Genomic DNA, 16,120 nt, shown 5'->3' with positions numbered 1-16,120 from the left:
TGAACACCGAAACCGGCAGCGACGTGTACCGCAGCGTCGAGATCTCCACCCCCGAGGCCGACACCACACAGACCGACACCCTGCGCGAAGACATCATCCGCACCGTCGACGACGGCCGCGCCGTCGTGGCCAACATCGCCGGCACCGCCACCGACACCAACGGCGAGAGCCACTCCTTCGCCGGCGGCCACTACATCACCGTCAACGGCTACCGCGACGCCGGCGACCAGGTGAAGATCGCCGACTCGGCGAACCCGAACACCGCCGAGTACTGGATCACCACCGAAGCCCTCGCCGACTGGATCGCCACCCGCGGCTACTCCACCAGCTGACCACCAACCAACCGACAAGGGCCGGCCCCACCAGGGGCCGGCCCTTGTCGTCGTCCGCCGGGCCCGGTTCAGCCGCCCGAGTCGGCCAGCTCCGCGCCCTGCGGAACCGTGTCGTCGTCCCGGCTGTCCAGCCACCCGTTCGGCAGGAACACCTTGCCCGGGGAGTTGGTCCGGCCACGGGGCTGACCCAGCGTCTCCACCGGGAACGGCGCCGCCGGGTCGAGCTTGCCGAGCAGATCGTCGAGCTGCGCCAGGCTGTCAATCATCGCGAGCGACCGACGTAGCTCGCTGCCGACCGGAAAACCCTTCAAATACCAGGCGACGTGCTTCCGGAAGTCGGTGCAGCCGTCTCGTTCACCGCGCGCCGCGTCCCGGGCGCCGACGGTGAACTGCTCGACCAGCAGCTCCGCGTGCCGGCGCATGGTCGTGGCCACCTCCCCCAACGTGGGCAGCCGCCGGTGCGGCGCACCGGTGAAGGCCGCCTCCAGGTCGGCGAAGAGCCACGGCCGGCCCAGGCAGCCCCGCCCCACCACGACCCCGTCGACGCCGGTGTGCGCCACCATCCGCAGCGCGTCGTCCGCCTCCCAGATGTCGCCATTACCCAGTACCGGCACGTCCAGCGCCGCCTTCAGCGTCGCGATGGCGTCCCAGTCGGCGGTCCCCGAATACCGCTGGGCAGCCGTACGCCCGTGCAGCGCCACCGCCGCGACCCCAGCATCCTGGGCGGCGAGGCCCGCCTCCACGTACGTCAGGTGGTCGTCATCGATGCCCTTGCGCATCTTCACGGTGACCGGCACCCCGGCGGGTGCGGCGGCGTCCACCGCGGCCCGCACCAGCCGGGCGAAGAGCCGACGCCGCCACGGCAGGGCGGCACCACCGCCCCGGCGGGTCACCTTCGGGACCGGGCAACCGAAGTTCAGGTCGATATGGTCGGCGAGGTCCCGCTCGACGACGATGCGCACCGCGGCGGCGGTGGTGTCGGGGTCGGTGCCGTAGAGCTGGAGGCTGCGCGGCGACTCCCCGGGGCCGAAGGCGATCATGCGCAGGGTCTTGGGGTTCCGCTCGACCAGCGCGACCGTCGTGATCATCTCGCAGACGTAGATGCCACCGCCCTGCTCCCGGCAGAGCTGACGGAAGCCGACGTTGGTGATGCCCGCCATCGGTGCCAGGACCACCGGCGGCCACACCTGGTGCCGCCCGATGGTCAGCGGGCGGGGCGGGACGGCCTTCGTCGTGGTCACCACTCCAGTGTAAGGAGGCCCTGGTCCTCCCTCCGCTGGCCTACTAGCGGAGGGAGGAGCCGCCCCGCGGCTCAGCAGCCGGGGAGGCGCTCGATCAGGTACCGCTCGACCTGGTCCAGGGCAATCCGCTCCTGGGCCATCGTGTCCCGGTTGCGCACGGTCACCGCGTCGTCGTCGAGGGTGTCGAAGTCGACCGTCACGCAGAACGGGGTGCCGATCTCGTCCTGCCGGCGGTAACGGCGACCGATGGCCTGCGAGTCGTCGAACTCCACCACCCAGCGCTTACGCAGGTCGGCGGCGAGTTTTCGGGCCTTCGGCGAGAGCGCCTCGTTGCGGGACAGTGGCAGCACCGCCACCTTCACCGGGGCCAGCCGCGGGTCGAAGCGCATCACCGTGCGCTTGTCCACGCCGCCCTTGGTGTTCGGCGCCTCGTCCTCGTCGTACGCCTCGAGCAGGAACGCCAGCACCGCACGGGTGAGGCCGGCCGCCGGCTCGATCACGTACGGGATCCAGCGCTCGCCCTTGGCCTGGTCGAAGTAGGACAGGTCGACCCCGGAGTGCTTACTGTGTGTGGCGAGGTCGAAGTCGGTGCGGTTGGCGATGCCCTCCAGCTCCGCGAACTCGGTGCCACCGAACTGGAACCGGTACTCGATGTCGACGGTCCGCTTCGAGTAGTGGGAGAGCTTCTCCTGCGGGTGCTCGTAGCGACGCAGGTTACGCTCGCTGAGACCGAGGTCGAGGTACCAGTTCCAGCGCTCGGCGAGCCAGTACTCGTGCCAGCCCTCGTCGGTGCCCGGTTCGACGAAGAACTCCATCTCCATCTGCTCGAACTCGCGGGTCCGGAAGATGAAGTTTCCCGGGGTGATCTCGTTGCGGAAGGACTTGCCGGTCTGGGCGATGCCGAACGGCGGCTTCTTCCGCGCCACCGTCTCGACGTTCTTGTAGTTGACGAAGATGCCCTGCGCGGTCTCCGGTCGCAGGTAGTGCAGACCCTCGTCGCTCTCCACCGGGCCCAGATGGGTCTTCATCAGGCCGTTGAACATCCGCGGCTCGGTGAAGGTGCCCTTGTTTCCGCAGTTCGGGCAGTTCAGCTCGGTCAACGAGGCCGGCGGACGACCGTGCTTGGCCTCGTACGCCTCCTCCAGGTGGTCGGCCCGGAACCGCTTGTGGCAGGACTGGCACTCGGTCAGCGGGTCCACGAAGGCGTCCAGGTGGCCGGAGGCGGCCCAGACATCACGGGCCAGAATCACCGCGGAGTCGAGACCCACCACGTCGTCGCGCTGCTGGACCATGCTCCGCCACCACTGCCGGCGGACGTTCTCCTTCAACTCCACCCCGAGCGGGCCGTAGTCCCACGCCGAACGGGTACCCCCGTAGATCTCGCTGGACGGGAAGACGAAACCCCGACGCTTGGCGAGGCTGACAACGGCGTCGATACGGTCTGCAGGCATTTTTCCTCCTACGCCGGCTGGCGGTCGGCGGGGACAGTACGGGATGGAGTGAGGTTCGGGACAACGGTATGACCGGCGACGTCCTGAGCCCAGGAGAATACCGGGAGCGGTTCAGCTCACCCCGCACACCTCCAGTTGACCGGTCTGCTGGTTCTGCTCAAGGTTCACCCGTTGGTGGTCGCGGTCGCCGCCGCTGAGGGTGACGTCCACCGACACGGTCAGGTCGTTCTGGTCGACCTCGCCGACCTGGAACGAGGTCACCTGCGGCGCGCTGGCGGCCCGCCGTTCGAACTCCCGCCGCGACATCTGCTGTCGTGCCTGTGGACAGAGTTGGTCGTAGGCGGCGCCGTACTCCCGTTCCACCAACGCCTGGTAGTAGTCGGTGGAGGCCGCTCGCCCCTGCTCATCGATCGCCTGCACACCGGTCACCAGAAGCCCGATCACCGCCGCGCCCCCGCCGCCGCAGCAGAGCACCAGGGCGAGCGCCCCGGCACCGAGTCCCAGCCAGAGTCGGGTGCGACGGCCCTCGACCGGCGGTGCCGCGAACGGCGGCGCGACGCCGGGGCCGGCCGGCGGATTCGGCACTCCCGGCCCGGGGGGCGGTCCGGGCACGGCGGGGGGCGCGGCGCCGGCTGCCGGTCCGGGCGCGGCAGGGGGTGCGGCGCCGTCTTGCGGGCCGGGCACCGACGGGTGTGGGGAGGGAGCGGCCGGTCCGGGAGCGGTCATGGGCTCAATGTAGTGCGTATAGCTCACCGGTACGGATCGGCCGCCCGATCGCTCGCCGTCACGACCACGTCGGCGCCGGGCGCGGCGGTGGCGAGGGCCTCGTAGGCCGACGGTTCGTCGACCGACTCGGCGAGCAGCGGAACCGCGGTGACCTTGACATCGAAACCGCCGAGCGCTCGCCGGTAGGTGCCGACCGATTCCCACTCGGTGAGCAGGCACCAGTGGCGCGGGTCGTCCAGCGCGCGGACGAGTTGCCCGCGCAGGTATCCGGGGCGGGCCGCGAGCGCGGCGAGCGCGGCGTGCGCCCGCGCGGTGAAGTCGGCGACGACATCGGGCTCGACCACGAACCGGTTGGTGACCAACACCGGCTACCTCCTCGTAGAGTCTGTGGGATGCAGCGTACGCAGCACCGGTTAGCGAGCCGGTTAGCCCGGGCAAACCCGACGGCAGTCTTCCTGGTCACCCTGGTGGTGGTGCTGGTCGCACTCTTCACTCCGGGGGTGGTCGGCGGGCTACTCACCCTCGCCCTCGCGGCGGTCGTCGCCACGCTGGTGGTCACCGCGGGGGCGAGCCAGCCGGCACGGCTGCGGGCGGTCCGGCTCCTGGTGCTGACGCTGCTGATCACCGCCGGGCTGGTCAAGCTCTTCTGACATGCACTCATGCGTTTTTGACAATCATTATCATTGTTGCGGACAGTTGCCCACATGAACAACCGCCGTGCTCCACGCGCCCTGGCCGCCGCCTCCGCCGCCCTGCTCGCCCTCGGCGCCGCCGCCTGCTCCGACAAGCCGACCGATGCCGACCCGGAGCGGGTTGAGGTGGTCGCCGCGTTCTACCCACTCCAGTTCCTGGCCGAGCAGATCGGCGGAGACGCAGTAACCGTCAGTAACCTGGTCAAGCCCGGCGCCGAGCCCCACGATGTCGAGTTGAGCCCGAGTCAGGTCGGGGACGTGGCCGGGGCCGAGCTGATCGTCTACCTCGAGGGCTTCCAGCCTCAGGTGGACGAGGCCGTGCAGCAGAACGCCGCCGACCGGGCGTTCGACGTCACCACCGTCGAGCCGCTGCTCGACGCCACCGCCGACAGCCACGATCACGACCACGGACACGAAGGCGAAGGCGAAGGCGAAGCAGGACACGAGGACGACCACGGACACGAGGACGAGGGCGGCGGCAAGACGCCGGAGGACCCGGACCACGCGGTGGAGGCAGGCAGTAAGGACCCGCACCTGTGGCTGGACCCCACCCGGCTCGCCACCGTCGGTGACCAGCTCGCCGACCGACTCGCCCAGGCCGACCCCGAGCACGCCGACGACTACACCGCCCGCGCGACCGAACTCCGGGGCAAGCTGGAGCAGCTCGACGCAGAGTTCACCACCGGCTTGGAGACCTGCCAGCGGCGGGAGATCGTGGTCAGCCACACCGCCTTCGGCTACCTGACCACGCGTTACCAGCTGGAGCAGATCGGCATCACCGGACTGAGCCCGGAGCACGAGCCGTCGCCGCAGCGGCTGGCCGAGGTGATCGAGGAGGCGAAGGAGCACCAGGCCACCACGATCTTCTTCGAGACGCTGGTCAGCCCGAAGGTCGCCGAGACCATCGCGGCCCAGGTCGGGGCCGAGACCGCGGTGCTCGACCCGCTCGAGGGGCTCGCCGCCGACAACAATGGGGACTACTTCTCGGTGATGCAGGCCAACCTCGCGACGCTACAAACGGCGCTGGACTGCGCATGAGCGCACCCGTCATCACCGTCACGCGGGCGGCGATCGGCTACGAGGGCCGGGCCGTGCTGCGAGACGTCTCGCTGACCGTGACCGCCGGTGAGGTGGTAGCCGTGCTCGGTGCCAACGGCTCCGGCAAGTCCACCCTGACCCGAGCCGTACTCGGGCTCGTCCCGCTCAGCTCCGGCTCGGTGGCGCTCTTCGACCAGCCGGCGCGGCGATTCCGTCAGTGGCACCGCATCGGGTACGTCCCGCAACGCCTCGGTGCTGGCGGCGGTGTACCCGCCACCGTCCGCGAGGTGGTCGCGGCGGGGCGGCTGGCCCGCCGCGGCATCCTGCGGCCCCCCGGCCGCGCGGACCGGAGGGCGGTGGAGACCGCCCTGGCGGCGGTCGGTCTCGCCGACCGGACCGGGGACCCGGTCTCGACCCTCTCCGGCGGCCAGCAGCAGCGCGTCCTCATCGCCCGGGCCCTGGCCGGCGAGCCGGAGCTGCTGATCCTCGACGAGCCGACCGCCGGCGTGGACGCGACGAGTCAGGAGGCGTTCGCCGAAGCGCTCCAGGAATTCGTCGCCGGCGGTGGCACCGTCCTGCTGGTCGCACACGAGCTGGGGCCGCTGCGGCCGTTGATCTCCCGAGCCGTCGTCGTGCACGCCGGGGGGATCGCGCACGACGGCCCGGTGCCCGAGCCGGCCGGCCACCATGCCGAACCGGACCACGACCACGTGCACCCGCACGGTCCCAACGAGCCCGCCGGTCTCTGGAGCGCGTGAGATGGAACTCTTCCAGTACCCATACATGCAACGTGCGCTGGTCGGCGCGTTGGTCATCGGCCTGGCCGCCCCGGCGCTCGGCATCTACCTGGTACAGCGGCGGCTGGCCCTGATCGGCGACGGCGTCGGGCACATGGCGCTCACCGGCGTCGGTGCCGGCCTGCTGCTCAACCGCTCCCCGGTCCTGGCTGCGGTGATCGTGGCCAGCCTCGGCGCGATCACCGTCGAATTGGTTCGGGCCCGCGGTCGCACCTCCGGTGACCTGGCGCTCGCCCTGCTCTTCTACGGGGGCATCGCCGGTGGCGTGATGCTCGTCGGGCTCTCCGACAGCACCAGCGCGAGCCTCAACGCGTACCTCTTCGGCTCGCTCTCCACGATCAGCCCCACCGACCTGACCACGATCGTGGTGCTCGGCGCCGCGATCCTGGTCACCATGCTGGCGTTGCGCCCGGCGCTCTTCGCGATCTGTCACGACGAGGAGTACGCCCGCGTCTCCGGGCTGCCCGTCCGCGCCCTCAACCTGCTCCTCGCGGTCGCCACGGCGGTCACCGTCACCATCGCGATGCGCGCCGTCGGTGTCCTGCTGATCAGCGCGCTGATGGTGGTGCCGGTCGCCGCCGCCCAGCAGGTCACCCGCGGTTTCCGTAGCACGATGACGGCCGCCATGGCGCTCGGGCTCTTCGCCGCCGGATCGGGGGTGTACGTGGCGGCCAACGCCGACACCGCCCCCGGCGCGTCGGTGGTGCTGATGGCGATCGCCTCGTTCGCGGTGGTGGCGCTCGGCGGCGTGGGCTGGCGGACGCTACGACGACGGCGGGTCGCCGCGGCGGAGCCGTCGGCGGTAGAGCCGCACGAGGTGGTGCTGAGCCGGTCCTGACCAACAGCGCACCCCTGGGGTTGGTTACCGTTACCCCTGTGAGCAGCGAGTCCGGCTACGACGCCTACGAGGGGGCGAGCGAGCTGCTGCGCGCCCTCTCCGCCCCGATCCGGCTGGCCATCGTCAGCCAACTCGCCGAGGGTGAACGGTGCGTACACGAATTGGTTGACCAGCTCGGTGCCGCACAGCCGTTGGTCTCCCAGCACCTGCGGGTGCTCCGCGGTGCCGGGGTGGTGCGGGGTTCCCGGCGCGGACGGGAAATCGCCTACACGTTGGTTGACGAACACGTCGCGCACATCGTGGCGGACGCGGTCAGCCACGCCGGCGAGCACACCACCCCCGCCTGAGGCTCACCTCGGATCCCGGACCCGGGCCACGATCGCGTCCGCGAGCGGCGCTGGTGCCCGGTCCGGAATCCAGTGGCTCACCCCGGTCAGCTCGACGAAGCGGTAGTCCCCGGTCACGTGGGCGGCGCAGGCCGCGGCGGCGGTGCGGCCGATCGCGATGTCCCGGTCGCTCCAGACGTACGTCGTCGGCACCGACACCGGCCCGACGGCCGCCAGGTCCCTCCGGGACATCGCCCGGTACCAGTTCAGGGCGGCACTCAACGCGCCCGGAGCGAGCATCGGTTCGACGTACGCGGCCACCCGGTCGGCGTCGCCGGCTCCGGCCAGCATCCGGCGCAGCCCGGTCGCCCGTCGGGCCAGCAACACCGCCTCCGCCGTCCCTTTCCGCCGAAACAGCCGCATGTACGCCGAGCGGGCCCGCTGGGACCGATCGGTGCTGAGGGCGTGGGCCATGGCTCCCGGGTGCGGCACGGAGACCGCGGTCAGCGAGCGCACCCGGGCCGGATGCCCGGCAGCGAGGGCCCAGCTGACCACCGCGCCCCAGTCATGCCCGACCACGTGCGCGGCGGCGACGCCGAGGTGGTCCAGCACCGCCACCGCGTCGCCGACCAGCTCACCGAGGCGGTACGCGGAGACCGCCGCCGGACGGGCACCGGGCGAGTAGCCGCGCTGATCGAGTGCGTACGTGCGCAACCCGGCGGCGTGCAGGAGCGGCACCACGTCGGCCCACTCCCCGCTGTGTTGGGGGAAGCCGTGCAGCAGAAGCACCGGCGGGCCGGCCGCCGGGCCACCGACGCGGACATCGAAGGTAAAACCGCGGACATCGACACCCATGATCGGCAGCCTACCCCGGCCCGACCGAAGTAACCCCGGTCAAGCTGCACCGATGTCACTTTGTTGAAAGATCTTCGGAGGTGCTAGCGTCGGTCGCACATTTTCACCTCCGACAGGGGAGCGCACAGCGCTGAGAGTGTGGGCAACGCCCCACAGACCCTCGAACCTGATCTGGGTAATGCCAGCGCAGGGAGTTCGGTCGGCCTCCAGGCGTGCCATCGTCCGGCCTAGCCGGAATGGACGTGCCCTCCCCTGCTCTCCCGGAGCAGACAGGGAAGAACGATGAGTAAAGTCACAACAACGACCAAGCGCTGGCGCACCGTCGATGTGGTCGTCGCCGCCGTCATCGCCGTCACCTTCGGCGTCATCTTCTGGGCCTGGGGGCTACTCTGGAGCGTCGCCACCCCGGTGTTCGCCTTCTTCCCGCCGGCCCAGGCCATCATGTACGGCGTCTGGCTGATCCCGGCGGTGCTGGGCGGCCTGGTGATCCGCCGCCCCGGTGCGGCGCTCTTCTGCGAAATGGTGGCCGCGATCGTGTCCACCCTGCTCGGCTCCGAGTGGGGCAGCATCACCATCCTCCAGGGTCTGGCCCAGGGGATCGGCGCCGAGTTGGCCTTCGCCGCCTTCCGCTACCGCTCCTTCCGGCTACCCACGGCACTACTCGCGGGGGCGCTGACCGGCCTCAGCGCGGCCCTCTTCGACTTCTTCGTCTGGAACAGCGAGTACGCGCTGGGCAGCTACCGGATCCCGTACGCGCTGCTGACGATCGCCAGCGCCACCGCCATCGCCGGGTTCGGCGCCGAGAACCTGACCCGAGCCCTGGCTCGGACGGGCGTGCTGGACCTGTTCCCCGCCGGCCGCGAACGCACCACCATCTGAGCACCGTGTCGATCGGGAGGTTGGGGCCGCAGTCCGCGGGTCAGCATCCAGCTCCGGGGCGGCGCCGGTGAGCGCGGTTCGGTTGCGGGGCTTCGGGTGGCGGCACGCGGGGCGGAAACGGTGGGCCGTCCGCGGGCTCGACCTGCGGATCGAGCACGGCGAACGGGTCCTGCTGTTGGGGGCCTCCGGGGCGGGTAAGAGCACCCTGCTCGCCGCGCTGGCCGGGCTACTTCCGGAGGACTCCGGCGAGCGGGAAGGCACGGTCGAGGTCGACGGCCGGGACCCACGCACGGCTCGCGAAGAGGTCGGCCTGCTCTTCCAGGACCCGGAGACCCAGCTGGTGATGGCGCGCTGCGGCGACGACGTCGCCTTCGGCCCCGAGAACCGTGGGCTACCCGCCGAGCAGATCTGGCCCCGGGTGGACGAGGCCCTGCGCCGGGTTGGTTTCCGCTACGGCCGGGACCGGCCGACCGCTGCGCTCTCCGGCGGCGAACAGCAGCGCCTCGCCCTCGCCGGGGTACTCGCGCTCCGCCCGCGTCTGCTGCTGCTCGACGAGCCGACCGCCAACCTGGACCCGGCCGGTGCGGCGCTGATCCGCGACGCGGTCGCCGCGGCGCTCGATGCCGACACCACCCTGCTCCTCGTCGAGCACCGGCTCACCGAGGCGCTGCCGCTGGTCGACCGGGTGGTCGTGCTGGCGCCGGGCGGCGGCGTCCACGCCGACGGCACCCCGCAGGCGGTCTTCGCCGCACACGGCGAGGCGCTCGCCGCCGAGGGGGTCTGGGTGCCGGGGCATCCGCTGCCACCGCGGCCGGCCACCACCAGCGCCGGGGAGACGCTACTCACCGCCGACGAGCTCGCCCTGCCGCCCCGGCTGGCCAGCGTCTCCCTCTCCGTACGGGCCGGCGAGGCGCTCGCCGTCCACGGACCCAACGGGGCCGGGAAGTCCACCCTGGCCCTCCTGCTGGGTGGGCTGCTCGCACCGGCGGCGGGCCGGGTCACCGCGACCGCGGAGCTGGCCGGTGGGGACGCCCGCACCCCGCCGCACCGGTGGCGGGCGCCGGCGCTGGTGCATCGGATCGGCTCGGTCTTCCAGGATCCGGAACACCAGTTCGTCACCGCCGCCGTCGCCGACGAACTGGCGCTGGGTCCGCGCCGCACCGGCCGGACCGAGGCGCAGGTCCGCGCCACCGTGGACGCGCTGCTCGACCGGCTCCGCCTGACGGCGCTCGCCGAGGCCAACCCGTACACCCTCTCCGGCGGCGAGGCACGGCGGCTGAGCGTGGCGACGGCCCTGGCCACCGCGCCCCGCCTGCTCGTCTGCGACGAGCCCACCTTCGGCCAGGACCGGCGGACCTGGCGGGAGCTGGTGGAGCTCTTCGCCGAGCTGCGCGACAACGGGCACGGGCTGGTCACGGTGACCCACGACCCGGAGTTCATCGCCACGCTCGCCGACCGCCAGGTACGGCTCGACCATCCGCGGAGCGTGCCGTGATCAACCTCGAACCGGTGACCCGACCAGACGCCCCGCTGGCCCGGCGCAACCCGGTGGCGAAGCTGGCGGCGGCGCTACTCTGCTCGGTCATCCTGATCGCCACCCTCGACCCGGTGGCACCAGCCATCGCCATCGCCTTCGAGCTGGCGCTGCTACCGCTGTTCGGCGTACGGCTCCGGGTGCTCGCCCGCCGGGCCATGCCGCTGCTGGTCAGCTCGGTGGGCGTCCTCGGCACGCTGGTGCTCTTCGCCGCCGAACGCTCCGGGCGCATCCTGGTCGAGGCCGGCCCGTTCCTGGTCACCTCCGGTGTGCTGATCACCGCGCTCGGTCTGGTGTTGCGCATGTTCGCGGTGGCCCTGCCGGGAGTGATCGTGGTCGCGACCACCGACCCGACCGATCTGGCCGACGCGCTGGTGCAGAACGCCAGGCTGCCCGCCCGCTTCGCCTACGGGGCGCTGGCGGCGTTCCGGATGGTGCCGCTGCTCACCCAGGAGTGGCAAATGATCAGCATGGCGCGGCGGGCCCGGGGCGTTGACGCCGGCCGTAACCCCCTGGCCCGGCTGCGGCTCTTCGGGTCGACCGCGTTCACGCTGCTGGTCGGCGCGATCCGGCGCGGAACCCGACTCGCGGTGGCGATGGACGCGCGGGGCTTCGACACCACGACCCCCCGATCGATGGCCCGCCGCCAACACTTCGGCCGCGCCGACGGTCTCCTGATCGCCGGTGCGACCCTCCTGGCCGGTGTCGCGCTCACGGTCAGCGTCGCCGTCGGCACGTTCCGCCCCCTGATCGGCTGACCGCCGAGCCCAGAGCACCGCCGGGTGGGGTGGCTGTGGACCAGCGGAACGCAAAGCGCGATACGGTCACAGACGGAGCGAGGCGGAGGTGGCAGGGATGGACGGCCAGGCACAGATCGGCGTTACCGGGCTGGCGGTGATGGGTCGCAATGTCGCCCGGAACCTGGCCCGCAACGGCTTCGTCGTGGCGGTGCACAACCGCTCTCCAGAACGGACCCGCCGGCTGATCGACGAGCACGGCGAGGAGGGACGGTTCGTCCCCACCGACTCGCTGGCCGACTTCGTCGCCGCGTTGGAGCGCCCCCGGGCGATCATCACGATGGTCAAGGCCGGCGCGCCGACCGACGCCGTCATTGACGATTTGGTGCCGCTGCTCGATGCCGGCGACATCATCGTCGACTGCGGCAACGCCCACTTCGCCGACACCCGGCGGCGCGAGGAGGCACTGCGCAAGCAGGGGCTGCACTTCGTCGGCACCGGCGTCTCCGGTGGTGAGGAGGGCGCGTTGTGGGGGCCGAGCATTATGCCGGGCGGCTCCGCCGAGTCCTACCAGAAGCTGGGGCCGATCTTCGAACGGATCGCGGCGCAGGTGGATGGCGAGCCCTGCTGTCGACACATCGGGCCGGACGGCGCCGGCCACTTCGTCAAGATGGTCCACAACGGCATCGAGTACGCCGACATGCAGCTCATCGCTGAGGCGTACGACCTGCTGCGGGTTGGTCTGGACGCGACCCCGGCCGAATTGGCGGAGATCTTCCGGGAGTGGAACTCCAGCGAACTGGAGTCGTACCTCATCGAGATCACCGCTGACGTGCTTGGGCACACCGACGCCAGCACCGGGCGGGCCTTCGTGGACATCGTGCTCGACCAGGCGGAGCAGAAGGGCACCGGACGCTGGACCGTGCAGAACGCCCTGGACCTGGGCATCCCGATCACCGGCATCGCCGAGGCGACGTTCGCGCGTTCCCTCTCCGGGCACGCCGACCAGCGCGCGGCCGTCCGCCACGCCTTCGCCGACCTGGGCCCGACCTGGCAGATCCAGGACCGGGACGCCTTTGTCGAGGACGTCCGGCGCGCGCTGCTGGCCACGAAGATCATCGCGTATGCCCAGGGCTTCGACCAGATTCGGGCCGGCAGCCAGGAGTACGACTGGGACATCGACCTGGGCGGCACCGCCACGATCTGGCGCGGCGGATGCATCATCCGGGCCCGCTTCCTCGACCGGATCCGGCAGGCCTACGACGACCAGCCCGACCTACCCACGCTGCTGGTGGCGCCGTGGTTCGCCGACGCCGTACACGCCGGGTTGGCGGGGTGGCGGCGCGTGGTCGCCGAGGCCGCCCACGCCGGCGTGCCCACCCCCGCGTTCGCCTCGTCCCTGTCCTACTTTGACGCTCTGCGCGCGGACCGGCTACCGGCGGCCCTGCTCCAGGGCCTGCGGGACAACTTCGGTGCCCACACCTACCGCCGGGTTGACCGCGATGGCTCCTTCCACACCCTCTGGGCCGGCGACCGCAGTGAGGTCGAGGCCTGACCCGGGCGACCGGGGTCAGGTGGTAGGCGCCACCGGGTTCGGCAGCGCTCCGCCGAACCGGCGGTCCCGCTGGGCATAGAGCTCACAGGCGTACCAGAGGTGCCGGCGGTCGAAGTCCGGCCAGAGCGTGTCCAGGAAGACCAACTCGGCGTAGGCGCTCTGCCAGAGCAGGAAGTTTGAGGTGCGTTGCTCTCCGGAGGGGCGCAGGAAGAGATCCACGTCGGGGACCTCCGGGTGGTAGAGGTGGCGGGCCAGGGTCTTCTCGGTGACCTTGGCCGGGTCGAGCCGGCCGGCCGCCACCTCCCGGGCGATCGCGGCGGCGGCGTCGGCGATCTCGGCCTGTCCGCCATAGTTGACGCAGAACTGCAGGGTGAGCGTCGAGTTGCCGCGGGACATCTCCTCGGCCGCCTGCAACTCCGAGATGACGCTCTTCCACAGCCGCCCGGACCGGCCCGACCAGACGACCCGTACGCCCAGGTCGACAAGTTGGTCGCGGCGGCGGCGGATCACGTCCCGGTTGAAGCCCATCAGGAAGCGCACCTCGTCCGGTGAGCGCCGCCAGTTCTCCGTCGAGAACGCGTACGCCGACAGGTACGGGATGCCCAGCTCGATCGCGCCCTCGACGGCGTCGAAAAGGGAGAACTCTCCCGCTTCATGCCCTTTTGTCCGTGGAAGCCCGCGCTCCTTGGCCCACCGGCCGTTACCGTCCATCACCACCGCGACGTGCCGCGGCAACGCCTCGGCGGGCAGCGCCGGTGGCCGGGCGCCGGACGGGTGGGGGGTGGGCGGCACCGGTGCACGGCCGGGTCGCCTGCTCGATCGGATCACTCGGTCTACTCCCTGTCCACGCCGGCCACGGCCGACCCGCCTCCGCCGGTCGGCGTCCCGACCGCGCCGGCGACCGGAACGCCCCGGTCCACCAGCGGCAGCGAGCGTAGCGCGCGCTCCAGATGCCACTGCAGGTGCGCCGCGACCAACCCGCTGCACTCCCGGCGAACACCACTCCCCGCGGCGTCGGCAACCCGCCAGTCGCCGCTGGTGAGCGCGGTCATCAGGTCAATGGTGGCCGGTGCGGGGTGGGCCGCGCCGGGCGGCCGACAGTCGAGACAGACGGCACCACCGGCCGGAACGGAGAAGGCCCGGTGCCGCCCCGGCGTGCCGCAGACCGCGCAGCCGGCCAGCGCCGGCGCCCATCCGGCCAGGGCCATGCCACGCAGCAGGTACGCGTCCAGCACCAGGGTCGCGGCGTGCTCCCCGTCGGCCAGCGCGCGCAGCGCCCCCAGGGTGAGCTGGAACAACCGCAGCGACGGCTCCCGCTCGACCGGGGTGAGCCGCTCCGCGGTCTCGCAGACCGCACTCGCCGCCGTGTAGCGGGGGTAGTCGCCAAGAAGGCGTTTGCCGTACAGGGCAATGCCCTCTACCTGGCTGACCGTGTGCAGCGAGCTGCCCTGCTGGCCCTTCGGGTCGCCGGCGAGTTGCAGGTCGACGTGGCCGAAGGGCTCCAGCCGGGCTCCGAACTTGCTGGTGGTCCGGCGCACCCCGCGGGCCACCGCGCGCAGCCGCCCGTGCCGACGGCTGAGCAGGGTGATGATGCGATCCGACTCGCCGAGCTTCTGCACGCGCAGCACCACCGCATCGTCGCGGTAGAGCTGTCGGCGGTACCCGGCCATCCGATCATTCTCCCTCAGGTTGCCAGCTCCGGGTCGACTCGGGGCGGCCGCGGCGCCCCTGGGTGGTCATCGCGCGTTGCTGTCCATGCTCTCGTTCTGTACGTGCTCGTTCTCCGGCGACCGGGGCGTCGGCACCACCGGCGATCTCCGCGCCGTCCCGGCCTGGTCCGCCGGGCCGACCGCGGGCTGCGCCGCCTCGGGTATGGCTGCCACCTCCGCAGACGTGGCCGCCGCCTCCGGGGGTGTAGCTGCCGCCCCCGCAGACGTGGCTGCCGCTCCCGGCGGTGTAGCTGCCGCTCGCCGTCCGAAACCGGGAAACAACTCCGGCCGGCGCCGGGCCGCGATGTCCTCAACCCACCCGACGAGCATGATGACGACCCCGAGCAGGGCGAACACCAGCACGACCCGGATGGCCAGGCCGAGTAGGTTCTGGTGCGACCAACCAACCACGTCCACCAGCGGGGTGAGCGCGACCACGAAGGCCATGTGCCACAGGTACACGGTGAGGGCGCGCCGATTGATCAGAGTGATCAACCGACTGACAATCGCGTTGCGGTCGATCCACGCCGTTCTCGCCGGTTCCCGCCCAAGCACGACCAGGATGACACCAGCCGACCAGAGGGCGTTGGCGAGCGGATTGCCGTTGAGGTCGAGCCCCTTGGTCCCGGGCTGGGTCAGGTTCCACCAGCCGCCGACGGCGACGAGGGCGATCGCGGTCGGCCACAAGATGCGGTTGGCGAGCCGGCGCAGCATCCCCTCCTGGTGCGCGAAGCCCAACATCCACGCCCCGAGGTACAGGCCGAACTGCTGCACCACCATCGGCGGATCCGGGTACAGCCCCAGTTCGATCGCCGCGGTCAGGACGTACGGGACGAGCAGGGTGGGCAGCGGGAACCGGCGGAACAACCACAATGCCAACGGCGAGACGAGCACAAACCAGAGGTAGTTGCGCAGGTACCAGATCGGGCTCAGCGCCAGGGCGCCCCAGTGGGTTGACGGTGGGTTGGCCACCGGGAAGAGCCAGAGCAGGACCTCGGAGGTGAACGGCAGCCCGGTGAGCAGCATGGCCGGCACGAAGATCGCGGCGACCATCCAGAGCGACGGCAGCAGCCGCCGCAGCCGACGACCGACCGCCGCCGTCCCGAACCGATGCAGGGACGCTGCCATCAACGACCCGGCCAGCGCGAACATCACCGACATCGCGGGAAAGACCAACGTCATGGTGGCCCACCCCGTTACGTGGTAGACCACGACCCGTACGACGGCGAGGGCGCGCAACAGGTCCAGGTAACGATTTCGCATCAGCTCGCAACTATTTCCAGTAAGGGGCGGGCAACACAACCCCCTACCTTCCGCTGGCGACCGGAAAAGCGCGAGCCTGTCGGGAGGAAAGTGAACTTCCTCATCAACTCGTCGAAGCCGACAAGTCACCTGGAACGGCCGGCGAAC

At 71.3% G+C, this 16,120-nt stretch carries 18 protein-coding genes and 1 riboswitch; of the genes, 10 read left to right on the top strand and 8 right to left on the bottom strand.

Annotated elements, in window-relative coordinates; all coding sequences use genetic code 11:
* Window positions 1-332, top strand: a 332-nt coding sequence (locus B118_RS0120960; RefSeq protein ID WP_028193363.1) for a C39 family peptidase, incomplete at its 5' end; no start/stop codon positions are given.
* Between the two features lie 68 nt (window positions 333-400).
* On the opposite strand, the gene dusB is transcribed toward B118_RS0120960, so the two are convergent.
* From dusB to B118_RS0120940, 4 genes are all read right to left on the bottom strand, one after another.
* A complete protein-coding gene (gene dusB, locus B118_RS0120955; RefSeq protein WP_018223053.1) occupies window positions 401-1,576 on the bottom strand; it encodes a tRNA dihydrouridine synthase DusB in 1,176 nt (391 codons plus the stop codon).
* A 68-nt stretch (window positions 1,577-1,644) separates the two neighbouring features.
* Window positions 1,645-3,024, bottom strand: coding sequence for a glycine--tRNA ligase (locus tag B118_RS0120950; protein ID WP_018223052.1), 1,380 nt, complete (start codon window positions 3,022-3,024; stop codon window positions 1,645-1,647).
* A 111-nt stretch (window positions 3,025-3,135) separates the two neighbouring features.
* Complete coding sequence (locus tag B118_RS0120945) at window positions 3,136-3,609, bottom strand: Rv0361 family membrane protein (protein WP_018223051.1); 474 nt, start codon at window positions 3,607-3,609, stop codon at window positions 3,136-3,138.
* A 164-nt stretch (window positions 3,610-3,773) separates the two neighbouring features.
* Window positions 3,774-4,115 carry an antibiotic biosynthesis monooxygenase family protein gene (locus B118_RS0120940; RefSeq protein WP_018828806.1) on the bottom strand — a complete coding sequence of 114 codons (342 nt, stop codon included), beginning with the start codon at window positions 4,113-4,115 and terminating at the stop codon, window positions 3,774-3,776.
* A gap of 27 nt (window positions 4,116-4,142) precedes the next feature.
* Between B118_RS0120940 and B118_RS0120935 the strand changes: the two genes are divergently transcribed.
* From B118_RS0120935 to B118_RS0120915, 5 genes are read left to right on the top strand one after another with little or no spacing between them, the layout of a single operon-like run.
* The gene (locus B118_RS0120935; protein ID WP_028193362.1) at window positions 4,143-4,400 is read left to right on the top strand and encodes a hypothetical protein; all 258 of its coding nucleotides are present in this window, start codon (window positions 4,143-4,145) and stop codon (window positions 4,398-4,400) included.
* Window positions 4,401-4,454: 54 nt separating this feature from the next.
* The gene (locus B118_RS0120930) at window positions 4,455-5,480 is read left to right on the top strand and encodes a metal ABC transporter substrate-binding protein (RefSeq protein ID WP_028193361.1); all 1,026 of its coding nucleotides are present in this window, start codon (window positions 4,455-4,457) and stop codon (window positions 5,478-5,480) included.
* Window positions 5,477-6,238: a metal ABC transporter ATP-binding protein gene (locus tag B118_RS0120925; protein ID WP_018812652.1), complete on the top strand. Its 762-nt coding sequence runs from the start codon at window positions 5,477-5,479 to the stop codon at window positions 6,236-6,238. The genes B118_RS0120930 and B118_RS0120925 overlap by 4 nt, the downstream gene beginning before the upstream one ends.
* 1 nt (window position 6,239) lies before the next feature.
* Window positions 6,240-7,115: a metal ABC transporter permease gene (locus B118_RS0120920; RefSeq protein WP_018812653.1), complete on the top strand. Its 876-nt coding sequence runs from the start codon at window positions 6,240-6,242 to the stop codon at window positions 7,113-7,115.
* Between the two features lie 38 nt (window positions 7,116-7,153).
* Window positions 7,154-7,462 (top strand): ArsR/SmtB family transcription factor, encoded by a 309-nt coding sequence (locus tag B118_RS0120915; RefSeq protein WP_018223045.1) that lies wholly within the window; start codon window positions 7,154-7,156, stop codon window positions 7,460-7,462.
* Between the two features lie 3 nt (window positions 7,463-7,465).
* Here B118_RS0120915 and B118_RS0120910 read toward each other — a convergent pair whose 3' ends face one another.
* Complete coding sequence (locus tag B118_RS0120910) at window positions 7,466-8,296, bottom strand: alpha/beta fold hydrolase (protein WP_018223044.1); 831 nt, start codon at window positions 8,294-8,296, stop codon at window positions 7,466-7,468.
* Between the two features lie 104 nt (window positions 8,297-8,400).
* Window positions 8,401-8,506: riboswitch (TPP riboswitch) on the top strand.
* A 72-nt stretch (window positions 8,507-8,578) separates the two neighbouring features.
* On the opposite strand from B118_RS0120910, the gene B118_RS0120905 reads away from it, so the two are divergent.
* The 4 genes from B118_RS0120905 to gndA all read left to right on the top strand — a co-directional run bounded on the left by B118_RS0120905 (window position 8,579) and on the right by gndA (window position 13,001).
* A complete protein-coding gene (locus B118_RS0120905) occupies window positions 8,579-9,175 on the top strand; it encodes an ECF transporter S component (protein WP_026185762.1) in 597 nt (198 codons plus the stop codon).
* A gap of 67 nt (window positions 9,176-9,242) precedes the next feature.
* Window positions 9,243-10,670: an ABC transporter ATP-binding protein gene (locus tag B118_RS0120900; RefSeq protein ID WP_018812654.1), complete on the top strand. Its 1,428-nt coding sequence runs from the start codon at window positions 9,243-9,245 to the stop codon at window positions 10,668-10,670.
* Window positions 10,667-11,467 carry an energy-coupling factor transporter transmembrane component T family protein gene (locus tag B118_RS0120895; protein WP_028193360.1) on the top strand — a complete coding sequence of 267 codons (801 nt, stop codon included), beginning with the start codon at window positions 10,667-10,669 and terminating at the stop codon, window positions 11,465-11,467. The genes B118_RS0120900 and B118_RS0120895 overlap by 4 nt, the downstream gene beginning before the upstream one ends.
* Window positions 11,468-11,564: 97 nt before the next feature.
* On the top strand, window positions 11,565-13,001 hold the full coding sequence (gene gndA / locus B118_RS0120890; protein WP_028193359.1) for an NADP-dependent phosphogluconate dehydrogenase: 1,437 nt from the start codon (window positions 11,565-11,567) through the stop codon (window positions 12,999-13,001).
* 15 nt (window positions 13,002-13,016) lie between these two features.
* On the opposite strand, the gene B118_RS0120885 is transcribed toward gndA, so the two are convergent.
* The 3 genes from B118_RS0120885 to B118_RS0120875 form a co-directional block, all read right to left on the bottom strand.
* On the bottom strand, window positions 13,017-13,793 hold the full coding sequence (locus tag B118_RS0120885) for an isoprenyl transferase (RefSeq protein WP_018223039.1): 777 nt from the start codon (window positions 13,791-13,793) through the stop codon (window positions 13,017-13,019).
* 41 nt (window positions 13,794-13,834) lie between these two features.
* Entirely contained in the window at window positions 13,835-14,671 is an 837-nt protein-coding gene (gene recO, locus B118_RS0120880; protein ID WP_018812657.1) for a DNA repair protein RecO, read from the bottom strand.
* A 66-nt stretch (window positions 14,672-14,737) separates the two neighbouring features.
* Window positions 14,738-15,973: an acyltransferase family protein gene (locus tag B118_RS0120875; protein ID WP_018812658.1), complete on the bottom strand. Its 1,236-nt coding sequence runs from the start codon at window positions 15,971-15,973 to the stop codon at window positions 14,738-14,740.
* Window positions 15,974-16,120 lie beyond the last annotated feature (147 nt).

The organism is Salinispora pacifica CNR114, assembly GCF_000514775.1.
GTDB classification, from domain to species: domain Bacteria; phylum Actinomycetota; class Actinomycetes; order Mycobacteriales; family Micromonosporaceae; genus Micromonospora; species Micromonospora pacifica.
The sequence above is the reverse complement of the archived record's forward strand: the minus strand, read 5'-3'. Positions and strand labels throughout refer to the sequence as shown.